The 17,987-nt window shown below is 42.4% G+C and carries 18 protein-coding genes and 1 tRNA gene; 5 read left to right on the top strand and 14 right to left on the bottom strand.

Annotated elements, in window-relative coordinates; genetic code table 11:
* The first annotated feature begins 247 nt into the window (after positions 1-247).
* Positions 248-1,426 carry an iron-containing alcohol dehydrogenase gene (locus tag ACZ5C4_RS08360; protein ID WP_464520604.1) on the top strand — a complete coding sequence of 393 codons (1,179 nt, stop codon included), beginning with the start codon at positions 248-250 and terminating at the stop codon, positions 1,424-1,426.
* Positions 1,427-1,747: 321 nt separating this feature from the next.
* Here the strand turns inward: ACZ5C4_RS08360 and ACZ5C4_RS08355 are convergent, their stop codons facing one another.
* The gene (locus ACZ5C4_RS08355; RefSeq protein ID WP_464520603.1) at positions 1,748-1,957 is read right to left on the bottom strand and encodes a hypothetical protein; all 210 of its coding nucleotides are present in this window, start codon (positions 1,955-1,957) and stop codon (positions 1,748-1,750) included.
* Positions 1,958-2,461: 504 nt separating this feature from the next.
* Positions 2,462-2,803 carry a helix-turn-helix domain-containing protein gene (locus tag ACZ5C4_RS08350; RefSeq protein ID WP_186874707.1) on the bottom strand — a complete coding sequence of 114 codons (342 nt, stop codon included), beginning with the start codon at positions 2,801-2,803 and terminating at the stop codon, positions 2,462-2,464.
* Between the two features lie 147 nt (positions 2,804-2,950).
* Here ACZ5C4_RS08350 and ACZ5C4_RS08345 point away from each other — a divergent pair, with 147 nt between their 5' ends.
* Together ACZ5C4_RS08345 and ACZ5C4_RS08340 are read left to right on the top strand one after the other, a co-directional pair.
* Positions 2,951-3,169: a helix-turn-helix transcriptional regulator gene (locus ACZ5C4_RS08345; RefSeq protein WP_186875762.1), complete on the top strand. Its 219-nt coding sequence runs from the start codon at positions 2,951-2,953 to the stop codon at positions 3,167-3,169.
* A gap of 112 nt (positions 3,170-3,281) precedes the next feature.
* Positions 3,282-3,836, top strand: coding sequence for a sugar O-acetyltransferase (locus ACZ5C4_RS08340; RefSeq protein WP_464520602.1), 555 nt, complete (start codon positions 3,282-3,284; stop codon positions 3,834-3,836).
* Between the two features lie 83 nt (positions 3,837-3,919).
* Here the strand turns inward: ACZ5C4_RS08340 and ACZ5C4_RS08335 are convergent, their stop codons facing one another.
* Positions 3,920-4,261, bottom strand: coding sequence for a helix-turn-helix domain-containing protein (locus ACZ5C4_RS08335; RefSeq protein WP_464520601.1), 342 nt, complete (start codon positions 4,259-4,261; stop codon positions 3,920-3,922).
* Positions 4,262-4,458: 197 nt separating this feature from the next.
* On the opposite strand from ACZ5C4_RS08335, the gene ACZ5C4_RS08330 reads away from it, so the two are divergent.
* Positions 4,459-4,543: transfer RNA gene (locus ACZ5C4_RS08330), tRNA-Leu, on the top strand.
* Positions 4,544-4,840: 297 nt separating this feature from the next.
* Here the strand turns inward: ACZ5C4_RS08330 and ACZ5C4_RS08325 are convergent.
* From ACZ5C4_RS08325 to infC, 11 genes are all read right to left on the bottom strand, one after another.
* The gene (locus ACZ5C4_RS08325; RefSeq protein WP_464520600.1) at positions 4,841-6,226 is read right to left on the bottom strand and encodes a TrpB-like pyridoxal phosphate-dependent enzyme; all 1,386 of its coding nucleotides are present in this window, start codon (positions 6,224-6,226) and stop codon (positions 4,841-4,843) included.
* Positions 6,227-6,813: 587 nt separating this feature from the next.
* The gene (locus ACZ5C4_RS08320) at positions 6,814-7,359 is read right to left on the bottom strand and encodes a nitroreductase family protein (protein ID WP_464520599.1); all 546 of its coding nucleotides are present in this window, start codon (positions 7,357-7,359) and stop codon (positions 6,814-6,816) included.
* Positions 7,360-7,407: 48 nt separating this feature from the next.
* Positions 7,408-9,186, bottom strand: coding sequence for an ABC transporter ATP-binding protein (locus ACZ5C4_RS08315; RefSeq protein ID WP_464520598.1), 1,779 nt, complete (start codon positions 9,184-9,186; stop codon positions 7,408-7,410).
* Positions 9,179-10,960, bottom strand: a complete 1,782-nt coding sequence (locus ACZ5C4_RS08310; protein WP_464520597.1) for an ABC transporter ATP-binding protein — start codon at positions 10,958-10,960, stop codon at positions 9,179-9,181. The genes ACZ5C4_RS08315 and ACZ5C4_RS08310 overlap by 8 nt, the downstream gene beginning before the upstream one ends.
* A 59-nt stretch (positions 10,961-11,019) precedes the next feature.
* Positions 11,020-11,988: a helix-turn-helix transcriptional regulator gene (locus ACZ5C4_RS08305; RefSeq protein ID WP_464520596.1), complete on the bottom strand. Its 969-nt coding sequence runs from the start codon at positions 11,986-11,988 to the stop codon at positions 11,020-11,022.
* Positions 11,989-12,047: 59 nt separating this feature from the next.
* Positions 12,048-13,451: an ABC transporter ATP-binding protein gene (locus tag ACZ5C4_RS08300; protein WP_464520595.1), complete on the bottom strand. Its 1,404-nt coding sequence runs from the start codon at positions 13,449-13,451 to the stop codon at positions 12,048-12,050.
* Positions 13,452-13,463: 12 nt separating this feature from the next.
* Positions 13,464-14,144, bottom strand: a complete 681-nt coding sequence (locus ACZ5C4_RS08295; protein WP_464520594.1) for an energy-coupling factor transporter transmembrane component T — start codon at positions 14,142-14,144, stop codon at positions 13,464-13,466.
* Position 14,145: 1 nt separating this feature from the next.
* On the bottom strand, positions 14,146-14,751 hold the full coding sequence (locus ACZ5C4_RS08290; protein ID WP_464520593.1) for an MptD family putative ECF transporter S component: 606 nt from the start codon (positions 14,749-14,751) through the stop codon (positions 14,146-14,148).
* Positions 14,752-15,030: 279 nt separating this feature from the next.
* Positions 15,031-15,387, bottom strand: coding sequence for a 50S ribosomal protein L20 (gene rplT, locus ACZ5C4_RS08285; RefSeq protein WP_186874876.1), 357 nt, complete (start codon positions 15,385-15,387; stop codon positions 15,031-15,033).
* 29 nt (positions 15,388-15,416) lie between these two features.
* Entirely contained in the window at positions 15,417-15,614 is a 198-nt protein-coding gene (gene rpmI, locus ACZ5C4_RS08280; protein WP_464520592.1) for a 50S ribosomal protein L35, read from the bottom strand.
* 56 nt (positions 15,615-15,670) lie between these two features.
* The gene (gene infC, locus ACZ5C4_RS08275; protein WP_464520591.1) at positions 15,671-16,165 is read right to left on the bottom strand and encodes a translation initiation factor IF-3; all 495 of its coding nucleotides are present in this window, start codon (positions 16,163-16,165) and stop codon (positions 15,671-15,673) included.
* Positions 16,166-16,506: 341 nt separating this feature from the next.
* Here infC and ACZ5C4_RS08270 point away from each other — a divergent pair, with 341 nt between their 5' ends.
* Positions 16,507-17,835 (top strand): sodium-dependent transporter, encoded by a 1,329-nt coding sequence (locus tag ACZ5C4_RS08270; RefSeq protein WP_464520590.1) that lies wholly within the window; start codon positions 16,507-16,509, stop codon positions 17,833-17,835.
* Positions 17,836-17,987 lie beyond the last annotated feature (152 nt).

Genomic DNA, 17,987 nt, shown 5'->3' with positions numbered 1-17,987 from the left:
TTTCACTATCATTTTCAAACTTAGTGCAACAATTTGTTTTTTGTACTATATTATTACAATGTTTCACTTTTTTATTGTGAATTTTCCTAAATTATAAAACACTTTTTTGTGCAAGCTGTTCATATCACGAATCTTTTGTTTTCTATTCTGATTTTATTGCACTAAGTAAGTGCAATTTTATGATTATTCAGTTCCGGAAAACTTCTGTATTATGAATATTAAATATATAAATAAGGAGGTTTATATCATGATCAATTTTGAGTTTTATAGTCCAACTAAGGTTATTTTCGGAAAAAATACCGAAACCCAAGCCGGTAAGGAAATCAAATCAAGAGGTGGACACAAAGTACTTGTCCATTTTGGAGGTGATTATCTCCAAAAAAGCGGAACCTTGGAGCATATCCATCAAGGTTTAACTGACTGCGGACTCGAATATGTGGATCTGGGCGGAGTGGTTCCAAATCCAAGGCTTTCTCTTGTAAAAGAAGGAATACGGCTTTGTAAAGAGGAAAAAGTTGATTTTCTTCTGCCTGTAGGCGGAGGAAGTCCTATTGATTCTGCTAAAGGTATCGCTTATGGACTGGCCAATGATTTTGATCTTGAAGACTTACTTCTTGGAAAAGTAACCACAGATAAAATCGCCCCACTCGGCTGCATTTCTACTATTGCTGCGACGGGTTCGGAAACAAGTAACTCTATGGTTATCACAATTGAAGATGGAATGCTCAAGCGCTCTTATAACCATGACTGTGCACGTCCAAAATTTGCCATTATGAATCCTGAACTGACTTATACACTTCCGGTTTACCAGACTGCGAGTGGTGCCGCTGATATTATGATGCATACGATGGAACGCTATTTTACAAATGTAACTGGAACAGAGCTTATCGATCGTATGTCTGAAGGACTTCTCGTCTCTGTACGTGAAGCTGCTCTGACTGCTATAAGAGAACCTGAAAATTATGAAGCACGCGCAACGTTAATGTGGGCGGGTAGCCTGTCTCACAATGGTCTGACGGGAACTGGCCGGATCGGCGATTTTGCTTCTCATAAGATCGAACACGAACTGGGCGGTATGTTCGATGTTGCTCATGGCGCTGGTCTATGTGCTATATGGGGAAGTTGGGCAAGATATGTATACAAGGTAAATCCTGTTAGGTTTGCACAATTTGCAGTACGCGTATTTGATGTACCTGAAAACTTCTTTGACATAGAAGATACTGCACTTCGCGGTATTGAAGCATGGGAAAACTGGTGCCATCGGATCGGTATGCCGACTAATCTGCATGAGCTAGGCATAGCCCCCACTGATTCGCAAATTGAAGAACTTGCAGAAAAATGCGTTGCTACAGGCGGTGGACATGTCGGTTTCTTTAAAACCTTATATAAAGAAGACATTATACGGATATATGAAATGGCAAGATAGTATATCCAATACTTAACGTGGACACAGAAAAAATAGCGTAAAATAAGAAAACGGTCAATCATAATAAGCTGTACCCTTTATTAAGGACAAAAAAGAAGGCGTTGATTCATACTTATGTTTCAGCGCCTTTTAGTACGGATTTTTGCCAGTTGTTAAATAGATATAATGCCCTTAAAAGGGATTCTTGCAGAATGTTATCCCAGCAATTGCCGCATCTGGACATGGACTGTGTATGGAGGTATCTCCTTAAGAAGATTACCCGCTGCTCTGTTCGTATACTGTGCCTCCTGAGCCGAGTGAAACAAACCATCCTCCTATATCTCATATGCTTGATTGTCTTTTAGACTTCTTTTTGAATTCTTTATCTATGCATAGTATCCCTATCGAGAGACGCCTGTCTGGCATACAAAGATAGCGGATAGAAAAAGGACAATTATTTTTTGCTAAAGACGCCTGAATAATTTGATATTTAAGAGCAGATTTTATTTTCCCTTGGTCATTGACTGACTTTTCAATCATTATATTTCTCACAGAAAAGAGCTCTCCTGTCATAAATAGAAATTCTGTTGTTTCATATAAAAATTTTTCTCTTTTAAATTTAAGTCCTTGCTATTAACAGTTCTCTTGCCGAAATATCCTTTCTTTTAATCACACACACCTCCAGGACGATTTGTTTTCCTTTTTCAACCTGCCTCCACATTATCAATCCGTTCTTGTTCAAATATTTTTCCAAAAACTGCTTACGTAAAAATTTCTAAAGATATCTTTCCAGTTTGATACTGTTCCAAGAAATGAATTTTAAACACATCGTATAATTTATTTGTTTAACAGAAACATTTTTATCATTAGGATTAAAGATAATATCACAATTTCTTCTTTTGTAAAATCTCTGTTTCTGTGAGCCGTGATTCCCCTTTTCCGTCCCATATGCACTTCCTCTATTTTTTTCAAATATGACAAAAGTACCCTAATAGTTCAACACAATCTCTTTTTCTGTGTCTTACTATTAGGGTACAGTTTACTTTCCTTTTCTCTTTATGCTTTTTCATCCTCATACATTTCTTTTAGCAGCCCGTGAATTAGATTCTGCTTTCTCTTATTCAGAGCACTGTACATCCTGCATATATCTATATGATTTTCTGTAAATTGTTGAAATTCAATCCAGTATTCCTCTGTAAGCCTTTTATCCGACATCTTCAGAATATAATCGATAGATACATGAAAAAAACGGGATAGTTGTATCAAAATATCTGCCGGCAGAGAATTTTCACCGTTTTCAATTCTACTGATAGTCTGCTGTGAGACATTGATTTTAGCGGCTAACTCTTCTTGCTTTAGCCTTCGTTCTTTTCGGAGCTCTTTTACCCGGTTATCCACTGTGTTCACACCCTTTAATAATCTACTTATTATTGTATCGGATACCAGCCGCAGTGCTATCCAATTATAAGGTTTATGTATACTCCAATATGATGTATTTCTATTTTATCCATATATCCAATGTTACAATAAATCTGGTGATGAATAATGTTATCTAATACGTTGGGAAACCAATTAAAAGAACTCCGTATACAGCATAATATGAATCAGTCTGATCTTGCCGAAAAATTAAGTATACAAAGACAAACTATCTCCGCATACGAACGTGGAATCAGCATCCCAAATATTTTTATTCTAATTCAGATGGCTGATATTTATAATATAACTTTGGATGAATTAGTCGGCAGAAAACAGCTTCTCAAATAAACGGTCAGCTTTGGCAGCCAAGTTCCTTTCACTGCTTGTAAATTTCTTCTCCTATAGAGTATAATAAGCCATAGTGTACATATAGTAAGTATTTCACTAAAGGAGAACATTTATGAACGAATACGAAAGAATGCTGCAGGGTGAACTCATTTCTCCGTCTGCTCCTGAGCTAAAGGAAATGAGAGTTTTTTGCAACCATGTTATCTTTGAGTTGAACCAGCTCGACAACAGTCAAAAGCAAAAACGGTACGATACATTAAAAAAGCTGCTGGGACATATGGGAGAAGATGTCAATATAAAATCTATATTTCAATGTGATTACGGAAGAAATATCTATGTAGGAAATCATGTATTTATAAATTACAATTGTGTTATTGCCGATGTCGGAAAGGTTATCATTGGGGATCATGTAAAAATAGGCCCGCAAGTAGGCATCTATACAGTCAATCATCCTCTAGACTCTGATGAAAGGCTTACCGGTCAGGAATATGGGCGTACTATCAAACTCGGTGAGAATTGCTGGATCGGAGGCCATAGCGTCATCAATCCTGGTGTGACACTTGGGAAAAATGTCGTTGTAGCCTCTGGTTCTGTTGTCACAAAATCTTTTGGTGATAACGTTCTCCTCGCCGGAGTTCCGGCAAGAGTAATCAAAACGCTTTCCTAATTGCAATGTACAAGGAGACTTTCTCCTTGTACACCCCATTTCTTTTGACCTTATCTGCATAATGCTATATTACAGATCCTATTCTAATTGTCCTGTCCTTTTTCAAGCTTTGTCATCAGTTCATAAATTAGCTTTCTGTTCTCCTGATTCAGCAGATCGTATATTCTATACATTTCCATATACTTATTGGGAAACTTTCTAAATTCAATCTGGTATTCTACCGTCATTCTCGTATCTGAAATTTTCAGTATGTAATCTGCAGAAACATGAAAGAAACGCGCCAGCTGAACTAAAATATCCGCTGCCATAGATTTTTTCCCACGTTCGATACCGCTGATAACCTGTTGTGACACATTGATTCTAGAACCTAATCCCATCTGGGTAAGTCCTCTTTCTTTCCTAAGTTCTCTTACTCTGTTTTCCACCGTTTCACATCCTTATATTATTCTATATTTGTATTTTATAGATTCTGATGACTTCTGCTATCCTGATACAATGTATATGGATACGTTTATATGCGTATCAGGATATTTAAAAAAACTCAAAAAAGTGATTGACATTTAATCCGATAACAGGTATTATATTATTCGTGGCGTGTGGATATTATCATACATGCCAAAATGCGGAAGTGTCGGAACTGGCAGACGAGCAAGACTAAGGATCTTGTAAGCATTGCGCTTGTGTGGGTTCAAGTCCCATCTTCCGCATGTATCATATAAACGGGAAATTTTGTGCAGAACAAAATTTCCCGTTTTTTATATCATAGGAAAGTCCTTCAGACTGACCTATGATATAAAACCCCTTCGGGCAGTATATGCACGCCGCAATAAGGAAATTTTATCGCTTTGCGGTATTGCGGCGGCGCGCAAAGTGGACAAGCCCACTTTGTTCTTTCTTTTTTCTTTATCACGAGTATTTAACCATAGACAAAAAGACAGAGGCCAAAAATAGCCCCTGTCTCTTAGTTATATCCTTGATTTATTTTGTCTTAATACACGTTTTCCTTATTCCATATTTCCCGTAAATTTAGGAATCCCATTGAATCCCACCTGTAAATCGGCATCTGTAGGTACATAGTCTGTCATCTCGCCATTATGGAATTTCTCATATGCTACCATGTCGAAATACCCTGTACCTGTCAGACCAAAGAGAATAGTCTTTTCCTCTCCTGTCTCCTTGCATTTCATTGCCTCATCAATGGCAACCTTGATCGCATGGCTGCTCTCCGGTGCAGGAAGAATTCCTTCCACTCTCGCAAACTGCTCTGCCGCAGTAAATACTGCTGTCTGCTCAACAGAACGCGCTTCCATATATCCATCCGCGTACAACTGGGAAAGAACGGAACTCATACCATGATAGCGCAGACCTCCCGCATGATTTGCAGACGGAATAAAGCCGCTTCCCAGTGTATACATTTTCGCCAGCGGGCAAACCATTCCGGTATCGCAGAAGTCATACGCATAGACACCTCTTGTAAAGCTTGGGCAGGACGCTGGTTCTACAGCAATAAACTGGTAATCTGCCTCTCCCCTAAGTTTCTCTCCCATAAATGGTGAAATCAGTCCGCCCAGATTAGAACCTCCTCCCGCACATCCAATGATGACGTCTGGCTTGATTCCATATTTATCCATAGCTATCTTCGTCTCTACGCCAATCACAGATTGGTGAAGCAATACCTGATTTAACACACTTCCCAACACATACCGATACCCTGGCGTATGGGTAGCTACCTCCACCGCCTCAGAAATTGCACATCCAAGACTTCCTGTCGTTCCAGGATGCTCAGCAAGGATCTTTCTTCCCACCTCTGTCGTTTCAGATGGAGACGGTGTCACACTTGCACCATAAGTCCGCATCACTTCCCGACGGAATGGTTTTTGCTCATAAGAGCATTTCACCATATAGACTTTGCAGTCCAACTCGAGATAAGAACACGCCATAGACAGCGCGGTTCCCCACTGCCCTGCTCCCGTCTCCGTTGTCACTCCCTTTAATCCCTGCTCTTTTGCATAATACGCCTGAGCAATCGCAGAGTTAAGCTTATGGCTCCCACTTGTATTGTTTCCCTCGAATTTATAATAAATCTTTGCCGGAGTCTGCAGCTTCTCTTCCAGACAATACGCTCTCACCAGCGGAGCCGGACGGTACATTTTATAGAAATCTCGAATTTTCTCTGGGATCTCAATATACCGGTTGTCATTATCCAGCTCTTGTTTTACCAGTTCTTTACAGAATACGCCGGATAATTCTTCTTCCGTCATTGGTTTTAATGTTCCTGGATTTAAAAGCGGAGCCGGTTTATTTTTCATATCTGCCCGAACATTATACCATTCCTTGGGCATCTCACTTTCTTCCAGATAGATTTTGTAAGGGATTTTTTTCTCGCTCATTTTTCTTCTCCTTTCTTACTGCCGAAATTCTATCCGGCACACTCTCTGGGACTGCGGCATATTTTCTCAGAACAGAGTGGACAAGCCCATTTCAACTCCTCTGCCCCTCACTCTTGAGGGGCTTATACACTTTGTGCGCCGAAGCGCGTCTGTGTCAGCAGCCATTTTCCACTTGCACGCAGTGTGCCTCCCTCTGAGGGTTTTATTGTATAGGAAACGAAGTTTCCTATACAATAATAAAAAGCCCCTGTCCCATACAACTTTTTACATTGCAGGGACAAGAGCTTTATTCGTCTAAAAACTCCTGCGGTGCCACCCAGCTTGATGTAACACTACATCCACTCATGCATACTAACATATGCTGCCTTTGATAACGGAGTACTCTCTCCGGTTCGCCTACTGACAGCCATTCTCTGCCGTTCAGCTCACCCTCCGAAGCCCATTCCTCTCTGCCTTTGCCTGCTGCTTTTCCACCATCCGCAGCTCTCTGTAAGGTAAGCTGTCAGAAAGTACTTGCTCTTCTTCAACGGTTTAAAAAAACTTTATCACTAATACGCCGGATTGTCAATCATCTTTTTTAACTTATTTTACCACTGATTATACCCTACTATTTCCTTTAATTCCTTCCGGCTCTTTTGTCGTATCGTCCCTGCCTTCTTCGGATACCCGACGGCAACTGCAAGACGTACGGTACATTCCTCAGGAATTTGAAATGCAGCCTTTAGTTTTTTCTGATTTACCACGCCGATCATGCAAGTGCCAAGCCCTATATCTGCTGCTCCGTAGCATAAGGTCACAGCCGCCATTCCTATATCCATCTGTGTAAAATACTGTGAGCCGTACCTTTCTTCTATCGCCGGTCTTAAATGTGCTCTCTCCTCGCAAATCAGAATAAATGCCGGTACATTTTCTTTCCAGGGGCAGCCCGTAAGCCCGTCGTCATCCAGCCCGTCTCGTAATTTTCTAAGCGCCTCTTTTTCATCTACAATAATAAAATGCCATGCCTGAGAATTACATGCACTGGGAGATAATCTGGCTATGTCAACCAGATGTGTCAATATCTCCCTCTCTACTTTTCTGTCGCTGTAAATACGGCAGCTTTCCCTCACCCTGTGCAATGCTTCAAAATCCATTCCTTCTCCCTCCTGATTGGTCAGCTATTTTTGTTTCTTTTCTTCTGACTATAGCACAGCTTTTCCGGATGTACAAGTGCCGGTGATATGCCACTTTTCCGCTTTCTCTCTCCTCTCTACAAAATGACGGTACAGGCCTTTCTGGCTTAAAAGCTCTTCATGGGTACCACACTGGCTGATTTTTCCCTCCTCTACAACGAGGATCTGATCTGCATGTTCAATCGTATGCAGCCGGTGGGCAATTGTAATAATGGTTTTGCCATGCACTAAAGCAGAAATTGCCTTCTGTATATCCTGCTCATTCTCTGGATCCACACTCGCAGTCGCCTCATCTAATATAATAATCGGTGCATTTTTTAACATTGCGCGGGCAATGGAGATTCTCTGCTTCTCTCCTCCGGACAGTGTACAGCCACCCTCTCCTATAATGGTGTCATATTTCTCAGGCAGTTCCATAATAAACGCATCACATCTGGCTGCCTTTGCCGCTGCGCGGATCTCTTCCTCCGAAGCACCTGGTTTCCCGAAACGAATATTGTTGCGTATTGTGTCATGGAACAGATAGACATTTTGAAATACCATAGATATATTCTTTAACAGGCTGTCACACGTAAATTCTTTTATATCGTGTCCGCCCACAGTTATCTTTCCACTGTTTACGTCGTAAAATCTGGCAAGCAGACTGCATATCGTACTCTTTCCACTCCCTGACGGACCTACAATCGCCGTCGTTGTATTCTGTGGAATTACAAAGGAAACATCATGTAGAATCTCACGCTTGTCATATCCAAATGAAACATGTGCAAATTCTATCTGGTAATCGTTAAGTGAAATCTCCCTGCCATCCCTGTCAATAAACTCTGTCTCCTCCAGTCGTTCAAGTTTATCCATCGCCGCATCAATCACAGATAAAATATGCGCCGCATCATTGATATTTTCCACTCCTCCATATATGGTAAAAGAAAACAGGGCAATCATCAGAAGTACCGGAAGCGCAAGCTCTCCGTTCACTGTCTCCCATGCTGCCGTAAGTACAAGTGCAACAGAGGTACCTTTTAAGAAAAACAAATGCAGACAATTCCATGGTACAAAGCCAAATTCATTTTTAATGCAGATATCTTTGTTTTCCTTTGCCGCCTTTTGAAAACGTTGTATAGATGCCCCCTCTTTTCCAAAAGACTTTACGACCGAAAGCCCGCGGATATACTCGACTGCCGCGGCAGAAAGATCCTCTTTTGCCTTGTGTCCTATCGGGGCGGTACATTTGCTCTGTCTGTTGATACCCCTAAGCGCAAAGGCAGAAAGCACTACTCCTGCAATACTGATAAGCGCCGCGAGGGGAGAAAAAAACGCAAGACAACAGATGATGGCTGCTACCTGTATATAGCCGTTTATTACCGCGTCAATCATTTTCATGCCATTGAGCTCTAATGTAGAAAGCTCTGTTGTAACAGCGGCAAGTATATCTCCCATATTATTTTTCGAAAAATATCCCAGAGACACTCGTTTCAGCATATCTCCTATTTCCATTCTCTGTTTTGCCGTCCGTTCTGTACCGATACTCTCCTGCAGGCGATTCTTCGCATAAGTAAACACAAAGCGCAAAAATATAAAGCCCGCCACCGCGCCCAGACACAGCCAGATAAAGCTTCCCTTTATCTGCTCTCCTCCGCGGTAATCCTCAATTACTTTTCCCAGCGCCCATGCCGCTACCATAACCGGCCCTGCCGTACACCAGGTAGCAAAAAAGGAACAGATACAGCCTGCATACAGTCTTTTTCTATATTCTCCTGTCCACCTTAGAATCCGCCCGATACTTCTAAACATAGTGTTTCTCCTCCTTTCTTTTTCCATTTCCGACTGCCCAGCCCTGTGCGCCGATATGTGCCTGCCACATTTTCTGATAGAGCGAACATCTCTCCAATAATTCCTTTTGGGTTCCTATATCTATAAGCCGTCCCTTTTCAAGCACTGCAATCTGATCTGCATTCTGGATCGTTGACAGACGGTGTGCAATTACGAGCAATGTTTTCCCCTGAGACAATGCCATGACAGAGCTTTGAATTTTGTCTTCATTTTCCGGATCTGTAAAAGCGGTCGCCTCGTCTAATATAACAATCGGCGCATTCTTTAAGATCGCCCGCGCAATCGCAATCCTCTGCCGTTCCCCTCCGGAAAGCTGTTTTCCTGCTTCGCCTGCCGGCGTATCCCACCCCTTCTCAAGCCTGCCTATGAATTCTTCACACATAGCCGCCTTCGCAGCGGCAAAAACCTCTCTGTCATCTGCTTTCGGATTTCCAAGCCGTATATTCTCTTTTAAAGAGCAGTCAAAGAGAAAATTGTCCTGTGTAACAAAGCTTACTGACTGTGCCAGCTGCCGCAGAGACATCTCTCGAATGTCTGTATCTCCGATTTTGATCTGCCCTTCTGACACATCCCAGAACCTGGCAATTAACCTTGCTACCGTTGACTTTCCTCCTCCGGAGGGACCCACCAGGGCTGTAAAGCTCCCTTCTGGAAGTGTCAGATTCATGTCGTGCAACACTTCTTGTTCTTTTTCCCCTGTATAGGAGAAGGATACATGCTCCAATACTATCTGGCTGCTCTTTGTTTTTTCTGTTTCTCCCACCTCTGCAAGCTGTGCTATATGTAGAAGCTCTTTCGCATCTTTTACTGCATATTCCATACTTTTCATTTCATTTATAAACTGCGTCGCCTTCATAAGAGGACTGATAATTCCCAGAACCAGCATAAAACAAAGCGCAATCTCTGCCGGCTCCAGCTCTCCCTTCAAATATAGAGCAATCCCCGCCGGAAGTGTGCCAAGCAGCGTCGTGGGCAGAATAGAAAAGGTCAGATTCATAGGCACCCATGTACTTTGGAACCATGCCATTGTAAAATTCCGAAAGGCTGTTACTGCTCCTGCAAATTTCTCATAGGAACCTGACGTCTGATTAAATGCCTTCACCACTTCAATTCCCTCTACATATTCCACAATCACACTGTTTACATGATCGTTTGCCGCCATATAAGCCGCATAATTCTTATTGAAGGTTTTCATTCCTGCAGCCATTGGAATCACTGCTATCGGAATGGTCACCAGAGAAGCGAGTCCCATACGCCAGTCAATCACAAACAGGGAAACGATAACCACCGCCGGAAGCAGCATATTAGAGGATAATTCCGGTATCATATGTGCGAGAGGCGGTTCTATATCCTCCACCCGATCTACAATCGTATTTTTCATATGCCCGATTGGCTTTGCGAGCACACTCCCAAGTGGCGCATGCAAAAGCCTCTCCGAAATCTCCAGACGCAGCCTCTCTAAAATCGTATAGGCAGATACATGCGACAATACTGTAGAAATACCATAAAACAAGATTTTCACAAGGTATCCCGCCATGCAAATGAAACCCAAAAATACTATCTTCCAAAGCTCTGCCTCCTCTTCAATAAATAGTTTCAAAATCCAGTATACTCCCAGATACGGCACAAATCCTCCCGCTACGCTGATTACCGCGCATATTACAGATGCTGCCATCTTTCCCCTGCATGGGGATGCATACCCGAGAAGAATTTTCAGCCAGTTTTCTTTTTTCATTCTGTTCCTTCCTTTCATCCACTTTATATCGTCTGCCTTGTCCTGTCCGGACAGCAAAATCAACGGATAGCGTTTCTATATTCTGTCGGGGACATTCCCATCACTTTACGGAATGCAATGGCAAATTTACTGGGACTGTCATATCCATACATTCCGGCTATCTCTGCAACTGTATATTGCCTGTCGCATCTTAACAGGACTGCCGCCTGGTTCATCCGGTATTTCAGCATCCATTCCCCGATAGAAGTCCCGTATATAGATTTAAAGCACTGCTTCATAGTAGTTAAGGAAATGTCAAATTGTCTGGATAACTGCTCCTGCGTATAATTTCTGTCCGGATGCTTTGTTAAAAAGCTCTGCACTGCCTTGACCTTCTCCACCTGTGTCTTGTAAAAATACGGCCGTCTTGCAGGCTCCGCTGCTATTTCCAACGCTTCTAAATATAAAAGAAGCTCCAATATCTTGAGTTTAAAATACGGCAGTTTAATTTTTTCCGGCACTGCATACAGCTCCCCAAAAATATGTTCTATAGAAGGCAGATTATGCATAACTACCGGATATTTATCCGGACAGTATTTTTCCCTTAATTTTGCTATATTTACTTTGAAGCCGTCCAGCACGCCTTCCAGTGACTCCTGTGCCATTTGCATGTCAAAGGTAATTGTGACCCCATGATAGTGTGACAGAGGCATTTCAAAGTGTCCCTTATGTGTCAGCCGTCTGTCCAGTTTCAAGTCTCCCGCCTCCACATAAGAATACGCGTTTTCTCTGGCATTGTATTCCAGCCGTCCCTCTCTGCAGTGATCGACACAGAATACCTCTCTTTTGGGAACAAAGTCCGAGTCAAAATAACGCATATGGAAATCATTATAAGAAATCATCACTCCCGGAAAAACCGTATACATAGTAAATACCCCTTCTCCGGTCTCATTTTTCACCTGATAGATCCCGCGGTTTTCATCCTGCAAAAGCTCTGTCATCTGTGTACATGAAAATGCAAACATATTGTCTGCTTTTTTGTTCTGCATTTTTTCTTCCTTTCCCTGTTTTCTTTCTTATAGAAACTACTTATATATACAACCGTCCTTCAGCACTCCATATAAAGGACACAATCACAGCATCTGTTCATAAATTCTCTGTCATGGGAAATAAGCAAAAGAACCTTGCCTTCATCTGCCAGACGCCGCACCACCTGACATACCTCCTGCATATGGCGGTAATCCAGCCCGCTTGTCGGCTCATCAAAAATCAATATCTCCTTACCGGACAAAAGCGCTGTCGCTACCGCCAGGCGCTGCTTCTGTCCTCCTGAAAGCGCCATTGGATGCTGCTCCTTTAATGTAAGCAGATCAAAGCTTTCCAGAATCTCTTCTATTCTTTCTGTTCTGCCGCCTGCTACCTGTTCGCACTCTCCGAATACACTGTCATAAAACAACTGATGGTTGACATCCTGCATAACACAGAAGCTATTCCGACGCCGCTTTTTTACATTCATTTTTTCTCCATTAAAGAAAATCTGTCCGGACTGTTCCTTTAAAAGCCCACATACTGTCCTTCCCAAAGTACTTTTTCCGGCTCCATTTTTCCCCGTAACTGCAAGGACTTGTCCTGGTTCAACCAAAAAGGACAGATTTTCAAAGACCGGCAAAGCCTTCCTATATCCGCAGGTCAGATTTTCCACCTTCAGCCCGCGAATCCCCTTTGCCTTTCTCACAGTCGGGAGAGACAGCTTTGTTTCCTTTATGCTGCGCAGTCCCATCTTCGTTCGTTCCTGCTCTGAAAGAGAACGAAACGCTTCTCCCGTAAATATCTGTTCTATTCTGCCATGTCTTAAGTAATACGCCCGATCGATCAAATCGGCAAGAAAGGAAAGCCTGTGTTCTGCAATCACGACCGTATGTCCCTCTTTTTTCAAAGTACATATCTGCTCCCGCAGCCGCCGAACCGCTTCATAATCTAAATTGGCAGTCGGCTCATCCAGTACATAAACCGACGGGTTCATGGCATAGACGCTGGCAAATGCAAGCATCTGCTTTTCCCCTCCTGACAAAGAGAAAATATTCCTGTTCACCAGTTTTTCCAAATGCAGGTTTTTTATTGTATCCTTCAGCCTTTTCTTCATGTATTCCGGCTCTGCTCCTGCATTCTCCAGCCCAAAGGCAAGTTCACTGTCTGTATCCAAACTGAAGAATTGGCTCTTCGGATTTTGAAATACGGAGCCTGTCTGTTTTGCCAGCTCATACATCTGCGTTTCTGCCACTTTTTTCCCGCAGACGAAAACGTCTCCCTGCAGCACACCTTCGTGGGCAAAATGCGGAATCAGTCCATTTATCAGCTTTGTCACCGTTGTCTTTCCGCAGCCACTCTCCCCGCAGAGCAGAACACATTCTCCTGCTTCGATCTGGAGCTGTATGTTCCTTACCGTCCCGCTTCTGTTCTCCTTTGCCTGTTCCTCTGTATATGAAAAAGACACATTCTTTATTGTAATCACCACTGTCCTCCTTCATCGTATGAAAAATGCCGCTATTACAAAAACCATTGCCGCCGCGATAGATATAATATCTATCATGTTTATATGAAGTTCCAGCACGCTCGTCTTTTTTACCGGATTTTCAATCCCCCGCGTCACCGCTGCCGCAGACAGCTCTTCTGCCGTTCCGGCAGCAGAAATCATAAGCGGCACAATTAACGCCTCTGCCTTTTTTATTCCCTTTATACTGCGCAGCCGCATGGCGTCACGAATATATCCTGTCTCTTCCCGAATCGCCGGAAAGTACCTAAGTGTCACAGAAATCGGAATAATTAGTTTCTGTGGTATCTTCCATTTACGGAGTCCTACAATAAAAGCGCGAAGTGAAATTGTTTTCAGCATAAGGCTGCCTGTCATCAGGCACGGAAGCATTCTCCTGGCATAGTTGATAAAGATAGAAAAGCTTGTCGCAATCCATTTAGGAGAAGCAGGCAGCACGTAGTATTGAAGCATCAGCAGAAGGAAAAAGCCGCACAGCCATTTCCCTGCTGTCCGCAAGCATCCGCACACAGCAAATAACAGTATCAGCGCAGAAATCCATCCAGCTTCTACCCAGATGGATTTCTGTCCCAATGCAATCAGGTTCGCCATAACCAGCAGGACCAGTCCTGTCCTGGGATCGATAGAAGCTCTGCCTGTTCTTGTCTGCTTCATCTTACACGATCCCTGCTTTCTCAAAATGCTTCTGAAAGATTTTTTTCGCGATTAGCCCTCCAATTACGGCACCGATAACCGGCGCTGCAAACAGAACAATCAGCATGGAAGGAGAGGATGCCGCCTCAAGCGCCGTTATGTAATCCTCTGGCATCCCCTGTTCTGTAATCTGGGACAGGAAACTTTCCCGCATAATCCAGATTGGAAGCGGAGAACCGGTCATTCCAAGAGAAAAGAATACTAAGGAAAGTAAATTCCCTGTAAAACTTTCATATTTGCTCACTCTTCTTGTGATTTCCGACAAACCGCAGCTTAATACAAAGCTTAGCAAAATCACAACTGTAAACTGCCCTGTTACAAAATAGATAAGTCCTGTAATCAGTCCCATCAGCAATACTGCCCCGCATTTTTGCACCTTTGCGCACATCAGCATAAATGGAATTCCTGTAAACAGTGCGATAAATCCAGGCATCAGAATCCACAAAATTGGATGCAGCCCTCCCAACAGCATGAAAATAAAATTAATAACAAAATAAATCGCAGAAAAAATTCCAATTGTAATTAAATCTTTTCCTTTCAGCCCTTTTTTCTGTGTTCCTACAGACATTTTTAAACCTCCTCCTTTAGTTAGCTTTTACTAACCTGTTAGTAAAAAGAAATGCGTACTTTCTACGCCTTCTTATCTACCATATCAGAGGTTTTTCTTTTTGTCTGTCCCTAAACGGCAGGCTAGTCCCGTTTAGATAAGAAAAAACCTGCTTTGCTTTTTAAGCCGCAGGTTTTTTTCATTCATATATACGATTCTATATTCTAATCCTATACCTTATCGGGCGAAGCCCGCCCTCCCGAAGGGAATGTATTACGGTATACCCTTTTGGGTATACACTTATGCAATCTTTTCCTTTGCAATCTCTGCCAATGCAGTAAATCCTTCTTTGTCACTCACTGCAAGCTCTGCAAGCATCTTTCTGTTAATATCGATCTCCGCAAGCTTGAGTCCATGCATAAATTTACTGTAGGACAGGCCATTCAGTCTTGCCGCTGCATTGATCCGCGCAATCCAAAGTTGTCTCATCTGACGTTTGCGCTGTTTTCTTCCCGCATAAGCAGATGTAAGAGCCCGCATCACTGACTGTTTTGCAACTCTATACTGTTTGGAACGAGCTCCTCTGTATCCTTTTGCCAGTTTCAGTGTTCTGTTATGTTTCTTCTTTGCGTTCATTCCGCCTTTGATTCTTGCCATTTCTTAATCCTCCTTCTAACTACCGAATCTTACAGATAAGGTAACACTTTCTTCATGTTCTTTACATTTGTTGCATCTGTAATCGCTGACTGTCTGAGATTTCTTTTTCTCTTTGTAGTCTTTTTTGTTAAGATATGGCTCTTGTAAGCTTTATTTCTCTTCAGTTTTCCTGTCCCTGTCTTTGTGAAACGTTTTGCTGCCGCTTTATTTGTCTTAATTTTTGGCATAATGATTTCCTCCTTTATTGTGATGCCCTGCCGGATTTTCATTCCGGAACAATCTCTTAACGTTTTTCAGTTAAAACCATGCTCATATTTCTTCCTTCGAGCTTTGCCGGTTTCTCAATCACTGCAATATCCGAAAGCAGTTCGGCAAAATCGTCAAGGATATGTTTACTCTGCTGTATATGTGCCATTTCTCTTCCGCGGAAACGAAGTGTAACCTTTACTTTGTTTCCTTTTGTAATGAACTTCTTTGCGTTATTCACCTTCGTATTCAGATCGTTTGTTTCAATGTTCGGTGATAGACGCACTTCCTTAATCTCAACAGTCTTTTGTTTTTTCTTCGCCTCTTTTTCCTTCCTTGTCTGCTCATATTTATACTTGCCGTAGTCAATAATCTTGCAGACCGGCGGTTTGGCTGTGGGTGCAATTTTCACTAAATCAAGTTCAGCTTCCATTGCAAGCTTCAAAGCTTCTCTGGATGACATGATCCCTAACTGTTCCCCATCCTCACTAATCAGACGCACCTCTTTGTCTCTGATTTGCTCGTTAATCATTAAATCGCTAATTGTCGTATACCTCCGTCAAATGAATTTCCTTCAGGTTCTGTGCGAAAACACAAAAAAACGAGTGAATGCAATATCCACCCGACTCTCAACAAAAGAATCTTCCTGCGCCCTATACTTAACCGTAGAAAACTTCAGAAAAGACTTTGTTCAATATCAGACCAATAGTCACTCCATTGTGCTATGGTGAGAGTGGATACTCTACTTTGTTTTTTGCCTCACGCAGTGTTTAGAATATCATATTCCCTATTCTTTGTCAATATATTTTCTGCTATAAATTTCTCACAAAATATGATATAATAGTGCTACTTCACACGAAAGAGAGAGCAATTATGAAAAGTATACACCAAACCAACTCCAATGACAAGTTTCAGAATAAATGGGGATTTATCATTGCCTGTATAGGAAGCTCCGTCGGAATGGCGAATATCTGGCTGTTCCCATACCGAATAGGAGAATTCGGCGGCGCTGCCTTTCTGATCCCTTATATCCTCTTTGTTCTTCTCATCGGTTTTTCCGGTGTCATCGGAGAAATGGCGTTTGGGCGGGCTATGCAATCCGGCCCTCTCGGTGCGTTTCGTAAAGCATTTCAGCAGAGGAACTCACGAATCGGGACTTTCATCGGGTTGATTCCTGTTATTGGTTCTCTTGGTATTGCAATCGGATACAGTGTCATTATCGGCTGGATTCTAAAATTTCTATTTGATTCCATCACCGGAACCATTGTAAGCGGAAACAATCCGGAGGTTCTCTTTGCAGACCTGTCGCAGAACTTCGGCAGCATCTCCTGGCATATACTGGGACTGGTTCTCGTACTCGTCTGTATGTCCTTTGGTATTTCCAAAGGAATCGAAAAGGTAAACAAGATTATGATGCCTGCCTTTTTCCTCCTTTTTCTTTTTCTTGCCATAAGAGTCGCTTTTCTTCCCGGCGCTTATGAAGGATATACCTATCTGTTCAAACCGGACTGGTCTGCGATGGCAAACCCCAAAACCTGGGTATACGCAATGGGGCAGGCATTTTTCTCGCTTTCCCTGGCCGGAAGCGGTACCGTTGTCTATGGAAGCTATTTGAAATGGGACGTAGATATTGTCAGCAGCGCCAAATATGTCGCCTTGTTCGATACACTTGCGGCGCTTCTTGCCGGTCTTGTCATTATTCCTTCTGTTTTCGCCTATGGAATGGAGCCTGGCTCTGGCCCTGGACTTTTATTCATCACAATACCTGCTGTAATCCAGAGTATTCCCTTTGGACAGCTTTTCGCAGTCATTTTTTTCCTTGCCGTTCTATTCGCCGGGGTAACTTCTTTAATGAATCTGCTGGAAAGTCCTGTTGAAGCGCTCCAGAAGCACTTCGGTTTGTCCAGAATTTTTTCTATATCCATTATTGGCGTTATTACCATTCTGGTCGGTATTTTTGTAGAAGGCACACTTTTAAGCCCCTGGATGGATACGATTTCTATCTATGTGATTCCTCTGGGAGCTCTTCTTGCCGGAATCACTATGTTCTGGATCTGTAAAAAAGGATTTGCACGAAATGCAGTTCAGACCGGAAGAAATAAGACGCTCGGCAGATGGTTTGAGCCAATGACAAAATATGTATTCTGCGGAGTCTGTATTCTCGTATATATTTTGGGGATTTTTTATGGGGGAATCGGATAGGCGCGCGTAAAACTCTTACAAATTATATAGGAAATTATCGGAATTATCTTGTTTTTTTGTTCTGTTCATGTCATAATGTCGATATCCTCATTTGACAAGAATACACACGCTTATCTTAGAGTATATGTGCTCTTGTCAGATGAGGAAATTTC

The organism is Mediterraneibacter flintii, from assembly GCF_055387595.1.
Note: the sequence above shows the minus strand (reverse complement) of the source record. Positions and strands in the feature narration are given on the sequence as shown.